This is a genomic window from Gilliamella sp. LMG 34362 (assembly GCF_984569125.1).
Map to the genome: position 1 here is coordinate 2,625,329 of NZ_OZ474902.1, position 6,819 is coordinate 2,632,147.

A 6,819-nucleotide genomic window follows, 5' to 3' on the forward strand; every position below is an offset into this window, starting at 1 on the left:
AAAAGAATAATAGATTAATAATACTAGGCTTTTAAAGCGTTTAATAATGTTAAATTGAGTTGATATTGTTCTTGTTGCCAACCATTTAAGTTCTCTAAGGATATTTCTGGTTGTTTATCTAATGAACTAAGCAATCGTTTAAACCAACTTTTCGGTTGCCATATTGATAATTCACCAGTGATATCACTACCAATAATTCGTGGTTTAATTGAGGAAATAGTATCCAATAAGTGATAAGTTTGCAGTTTTCCTTGATCCCAATTAGTATGAATAACCTCTTCACTTAATACGTCTTTATCTATCGATAAATATATTGGTTTAGTATTACGATATTGTTCAGATAGAAACTGGGTAATCAAATCATCAGGCGAATCAAAATGACGAAAAGCTTGATTCAAGCCAATTTTTTTCGCCCAAGAAACATTGACATCTAAGCTCCAATAAGTCAATTTTTTATGAAATAGCGGTGACCATCTATTTTCCCAAAAATGCCATAATCCAATATCATTAGAAGTTATGCCTAACACATGAACATGACTTACGAACGGTAAACTTGCTACATAGCTCACCCATGAGCCACAGTGAACACCAAATAGATAACGCATATTGTCTGGATGATTATCAAAAATAATCACTTCAATTGGATTATCTGCTGAATATTGCTTAGCAAGTTGCTCAATTAGTAATAGCGAAATATGATGATAATCACCGCTCCCCATCAACACTGTGCCATAGTTTTCTGGTAATGATTGTTGTAATTGCATTTTAAATTTTTGGAAATTTTTTTCATTACAACCAAAGCGAATTACATCTTGCCACTGCGTGAAATCAATCGTTTTAGCGTCATTAATTTCACCTACGCTTTGATCAAAATTAAGGATAACCGGCAATGTCATGCTACTTTCTCCTTATCGGTTTCAAAATGGCCTATTAATTTACGTAAAATTAGTCTTAACAGAGGATTTCGAATATAAACTAGATGTTTGGTTAAAGTAAAACTAGCACCTAACGAAGCTTTAACTTCGGGATCTGTCCAACCTGCGACATAACTACTTAGTTTCTGTTGTAATGCATATTCAAGATTAACAAACCAGCTAACAAAATAGAGATTCAACTCCCGTGCCAGTGGATAAACCATACCAATATACTTATCAATTAGAACATTATTCACCACAAAACAGATGTTATAACCAATTAATTGGCCATTATAGTGATAAGTAAAAATACGCCCATTTGCTGCTTTACTTTGCAGTAATTGGATAAAAAATGGTTTGGTTAATAAATCAAAATGTATTTCACTTTGTTCATATACATTAAGATAAAGCTGATAATATAAATCAAGATTGGCGTCATCAAAAAAATAGTCATCACCAGTTTGTAAGATATTAATCTCTAATTTTTCACGAGATTTCAGCTTTCTTCTTAAATTCTTACGACGGCTATATGATAATTTTGCCAAAAAGTCATTTATCGATTCGAAATCGATTGGAACCCACGCTAAAGCTTGTCCTTCAACTTCAATAAAACCGTTATCTTTTAATGACCCAATAACCTGTTTAGAATATTGATTATCCTGCTTACTTAGTAAAGGCGAATCGGAAGGTAAATCTTTCACAATAGTAAAAGGATATTTCTTTGCATACGCTGTTTTAACATTATCAGCTAATTGCTGTGCATTCACTTTATCAGTTAACAAACTGTATTCTGAAACTGTCGTTCCGACAAAACATGTTTTTGGTTGTAACCAATGTCGCCATTTGCTATAAAAAGGTAATTTATGAACTTTATTTTTAAAATCATCATCGGCAGTTGTGAGCAAATCAAACTTAGCAGAAAAAGCAGGTACACCATCTTCACTCATCCAGCTCGTAAATTCCTGTGGTGGATGAGAAATAAAATTATTGATTAGTTCATTTGGTTCTAGTTGATTGATATATCGCATAACTTTCTATAAAGGATCGGGTATAACTAGAATCCCGCTAACACATATTAGCGGGATTATTTTGCTTTAAGACTTAAAGTTCTTTTTTAGCTCGAGTAATTAATTGGTCAAGTAATTCAATACCTTGATCGATTTCTTGACGAGTAATATGTAATGAAGGAGCAAAAGTGATAACATTTTTATAATAACCACCAATATCAAGCACCAAGCCCATTTTATTACCTTTCCAGTCAAGATCACCTGACATACCAATATCAACCATTTTATCAACTAATGCTTTATTAGCTGTAAAACCGTCATCGGTACAAATCTCAGCACGTAGTGCAAGACCTAAGCCATCAACCTCACCAATTTCTTTATGTTTCTTCTCAAGTGTTTTTAATCCTTCAAGGAAGTATGCACCACTTTCCATCACCATTTTTTCGTAATCGGTTTCTGAAGTCATTTTTAATACTTCTAAGCCAACCGCAGTACCTAATGGATTTGAAGCAAAAGTTGAATGTGTTGAACCAACAGGAAATACTTCAGGATTAATTAACTCTTCACGAGCCCATAACCCACCTAGTGGATTTAAACCATTAGTTAATGCTTTGGCAAATACCACTACATCAGGTTTAACATCAAAGTGTTCGATTGACCATAGTTTACCAGTACGATAAAAGCCCATTTGGATTTCATCAACGACTAATAAAATACCATATTGATCTAAAACTTTTTTCAAACCTTTAAAGTAGTTACGAGGAGGGACAATATAACCGCCTGTTGCTTGTAAAGGTTCGGCATAGAAAGCAGCATATTCAGCTTGACCTACTTTAGGATCCCAAACACCGTGATATTCTGTTTCAAATAAACGAGCAAATTCAGCAACTAAATGTTCACCATACTCTTCTGAAGTCATTCCTTTAGGGCGACGGAATGGATATGGGAAAGGAACAAACATAGCACGATCACCAAAATGACCATAACGACGGCGATAACGATAACTTGAAGTAATTGATGATGCACCAAGAGTACGACCATGGTAGCCACCTTGGAAAGCAAACATTAAAGATTTACCACCAGTCGCATTACGAACTACTTTTAATGAATCTTCAATACATTGTGAACCACCAACATTAAAATGCACACGGCCTTGGTAACCAAATCGTTTTTCCATACCTTGAGCAATAGTTTTTGCTAGTTCAATTTTAGTTGGATGAAGATACTGACTCGCACATTGAGGTAAAGTATCGATTTGTTTTTTAAGTACGTTATTTAGACGCTCATTGGCATAACCAAAGTTACAAGCTGAGTACCACATTTGTAAATCAAGAAAAGCTTTACCTTCTTTATCATACATGTAGCTACCTTCACAGCCATCAAAAATCTTTGGTGGTTCAACGTAATGCACAGTATCGCCAAATGAGCAATATTTTGCTTCATCAGCTAATAATACTGCGTCGTCAGGGCGACTGTTAATCATTTCTTTAGTTGGTTTACTCATAATTTATCTCACTAATCCATATTCAAATATGACAAAATGTGGCATTATTATCAGAGAAAAGTGATTGTAACAATGTACAATTACTGTATAGATTTTGTGACGACAGACTTGAGATAAAGAAATCACAATAGCTCTCGTAAACCATATCACTATGAATAGGTATTAAAATGAAAAGAATAAGCTGTATAATTTCGCTATTATCAATGTGTTCTCTAGGATATACGCAAATTGTATCAGCAGAATCTACCTCATTGGGAATCGGTTTAGGTTGGTCAACTTCACCATATAAAAGTTATAGTTCAAACTACTATCCTATACCACACATTGATTATGACAATGGCTCGTTTTTTATTGATGATCTTTCTGCTGGGGTTTATGCCCTCAATGATGATAACCAAAGTCTATCCTTTGGCGCTCGCTATTTAGCTAATGAATTTAAACCCCACGATTCTGATAATCATAAACTAAAACAGCTCGATAGTCGCCACTCAACCCTACTAGCGGATATTGAATATTCCTTTAATACCAATTGGGGTATTTTTTCTAGTAGTATTGGCGCTGATATCCTTGATAATAGTAATAGTATTTTAGTTAATGCTGATTATACTGTGCCTTATATTGAAAATAATTTGATTGTTGCACCAACTATCGGTATAAATTGGGCAAATCATAAACATAATGACTATTATTATGGAATCTCGCACAAAGAATCTGCACGTTCAGGCTTAGGTTATTTCAATGCTGATAGCTCTTTTACGCCTTACTTTGAAATTGCGGCTCAATATTCGTTAACAGATAATATTGCAACCTTTGGTGGAGTCCATATTGATAAACTAACAGGTGATGCAGCCGATAGCCCAATGGTTGGTGAGAGTGCGGTAACATCTATTTATATGGGTGTATCTTATAAATTTTAAAGAATTTCTTATCAAATCTTATTACTAAGGCGATAATATATCATCGTCTATGAAATTTTTATTATAAATCGTTATGATAAAATAAACTCCGTAAAGCAAATATTTGGAAATATAACACTATGCTTTGGTTTAAAAACGCAATTATTTACCAACTTAATAATGACAATTTACTTAATAAACAAACTATTGAACAAGCGCTTAAATCGGCTTCATTTTCGCCGTGCGGTAATTTAGATACCACTAAGATGGGATGGGTATCGCCTTATAATGATAATAACTTAGATGATTTCATTATTGATATGCAAGGACATTTACTGTTACGGATTAAAAAAGAAACTAAAATATTACCAGCGCCAGTAATTAAACAAGCACTAATTGATAAAATTGACAAACAAGAGAAAGCATTAAGTCGAAAGCTCAGCAAAAATGAAAAAGCCACATTAAAAGATGAAGTGATGTTCGATTTAATGCCTAGAGCATTTAGTAAATATAACCATTATTGGTTATGGATCGATACTGAAAATAGAAGAATTATTATTGATTGTAGTAGTTTTAAACTAGCTGAAGATATTTTAGCAATTTTACGTAAAGAGCTTGGATCTTTAGCATTAACCCCATTATCAATCGATAAACCACTTGAAAAGATAATGACCAATTGGGTTAAAGAAAAGTTAAATTTTCCTCCTTTTATATTAGGTGATGAAGCTGAATTAAAAGATCCACTAGAAGGTAATGGAATTATTAACTGCAAAAAACAAGATATCACTAGTGACGAAATGTTAGTTCACTTAGATTCCGGTAAATGGGTAACCAAACTTAAAATTATTGATGAACGTGGTACCAATTTTATTATTAACCCAGACTTTACATTGAAAAAAGTAAAATTTGATTCTATTATAATGGACGAAAATGAAGATATTGGTTCTGATGAGTTTGATAAACGACTCGAAGCGGATTTTTACATTATGGCCAATACATTATCTAACTCTATAAATGATTTATATATTACAATTAATAAAATTAATTAATGCAATTAAAACTATTTAATTTTTAAAGCGTAAAATTATTCTATCTAGCTTTGCGCAATTTATGTGCTATAATTAAGACTAGATTATGTGTAACATAATTATTAGTAATATGTATTTAAGAAGTAAATTTAAACAATAAAATCAAATTAAACAACGTCTATAACAACAAATAAGTTGAGGCAAAAAATGAAAAAAACTACTCTAGCTCTAGCAATTGCAGTCGCAAGTTTAACCGCTACTGCCGCTAATGCAGCATATGAAGACAACACTTTTTATACAGGTGCTAAATTAGGTTGGTCAGAACTTTATAAATTAGATGCAAAAAAAGTTCGTGCTTTTGATGATGTCAGCATCAAAACATCTAATCGCAGTAATATTGCTGGCGGTGCATTCTTAGGTTTCCAATCTAATCCTTACTTAGCATTTGAATTAGGTTATGACTGGTTAGGTTCTGCAAAATATAAAAGAACTGACTTAAATGATCGTAGCAAAGCTGGTAATAGCAAAGTTTCAGCTCAAGGCGTTTCTTTAACTGGTAAACTAAGCTACCCATTATCATTTATCTCTGACGATTTAGATATCTATGGTCGCGCGGGTGGAATGGTAACTATTGCTAAATGGAAAAATGGTGGTGATGTTAGAACTAAGAGCAAACTTGGTAACGGTACAAAAACTGATTTATCGCCTGTTTATGCTTTAGGCCTTGATTATCGTTTTGACGAAAACTTCTCAACTCGTTTAGAATATCAATATGTTCAACATATTCATACTAAAACCGGTGCATCTCCAGATGCAGGTACTGTGAGCTTAGGTATCACTTACCGTTTAGGTTCACCAGCGGTTGCCGCTCCAGTTGAAATCAAAACTGAAGTAAACCGTTATGTGTTAAATGAAGATGTGTTATTTGCTTATGCAAAAGCTGACTTAAAAGCAGAAGGTCGCCAAGCACTTGATAACTTATTAGCAACACTTGTTAAAATTAATCCATCTGAAAGTGCTATCGTAGTAATTGGTCATACTGACCGTATTGGTTCTGATAACTACAACCAAAAACTATCAGAACGTCGTGCTCACACTGTATTAAACTACTTAGTACAAAAAGGTGTACCAGCTGAAATTATCACTTCACGAGGTATGGGTAAATCACAACCAGTTACTGGTACTAAATGTAATGCACTTCGTGGCGCTGACTTAAAAGCATGTTTAGCACCAGATCGTCGTGTTGAAATTGAAGTTAAAGCTCGTAACGTTCAAGAAGTTCAAGTAATTGATCAAACAAAATAATAATTGTTGATTAATGATATCTGTTAAAACCCAGCTTAAAGCTGGGTTTTTTATTTATACCTTTTGTTAATTAATAAATTATATCTTGCTTTTAAGCTATAAATTATCCACAAAAAAGATTATAATCAACAAAATATTGTTAGTATCCTAGTTAAAGGAGTAGCC

6 protein-coding genes are annotated in these 6,819 nt (G+C 33.2%); 3 read left to right on the top strand and 3 right to left on the bottom strand.

The features are described 5' to 3' along the window. Positions 1 to 23: 23 nt before the first annotated feature. From AC5LWZ_RS11985 to AC5LWZ_RS11995, 3 genes are all read right to left on the bottom strand, one after another. Entirely contained in the window at positions 24 to 896 is an 873-nt protein-coding gene (locus AC5LWZ_RS11985; protein WP_198221178.1) for an arginase family protein, read from the bottom strand. Next, positions 893 to 1,942, bottom strand: coding sequence for a GNAT family N-acetyltransferase (locus tag AC5LWZ_RS11990; protein ID WP_110447022.1), 1,050 nt, complete (start codon positions 1,940 to 1,942; stop codon positions 893 to 895). The genes AC5LWZ_RS11985 and AC5LWZ_RS11990 overlap by 4 nt, the downstream gene beginning before the upstream one ends. 73 nt (positions 1,943 to 2,015) lie before the next feature. Beyond that, positions 2,016 to 3,425: an aspartate aminotransferase family protein gene (locus AC5LWZ_RS11995; protein WP_086356644.1), complete on the bottom strand. Its 1,410-nt coding sequence runs from the start codon at positions 3,423 to 3,425 to the stop codon at positions 2,016 to 2,018. Positions 3,426 to 3,592: 167 nt separating this feature from the next. On the opposite strand from AC5LWZ_RS11995, the gene AC5LWZ_RS12000 reads away from it, so the two are divergent. From AC5LWZ_RS12000 to ompA, 3 genes are all read left to right on the top strand, one after another. Then, a complete protein-coding gene (locus tag AC5LWZ_RS12000) occupies positions 3,593 to 4,342 on the top strand; it encodes a MipA/OmpV family protein (RefSeq protein WP_493463774.1) in 750 nt (249 codons plus the stop codon). A 119-nt stretch (positions 4,343 to 4,461) separates the two neighbouring features. After that, a complete protein-coding gene (locus AC5LWZ_RS12005; RefSeq protein ID WP_493463775.1) occupies positions 4,462 to 5,370 on the top strand; it encodes a recombination-associated protein RdgC in 909 nt (302 codons plus the stop codon). Positions 5,371 to 5,556: 186 nt separating this feature from the next. Then, positions 5,557 to 6,654, top strand: coding sequence for a porin OmpA (ompA, locus tag AC5LWZ_RS12010; RefSeq protein WP_493463776.1), 1,098 nt, complete (start codon positions 5,557 to 5,559; stop codon positions 6,652 to 6,654). Positions 6,655 to 6,819: the final 165 nt, after the last annotated feature.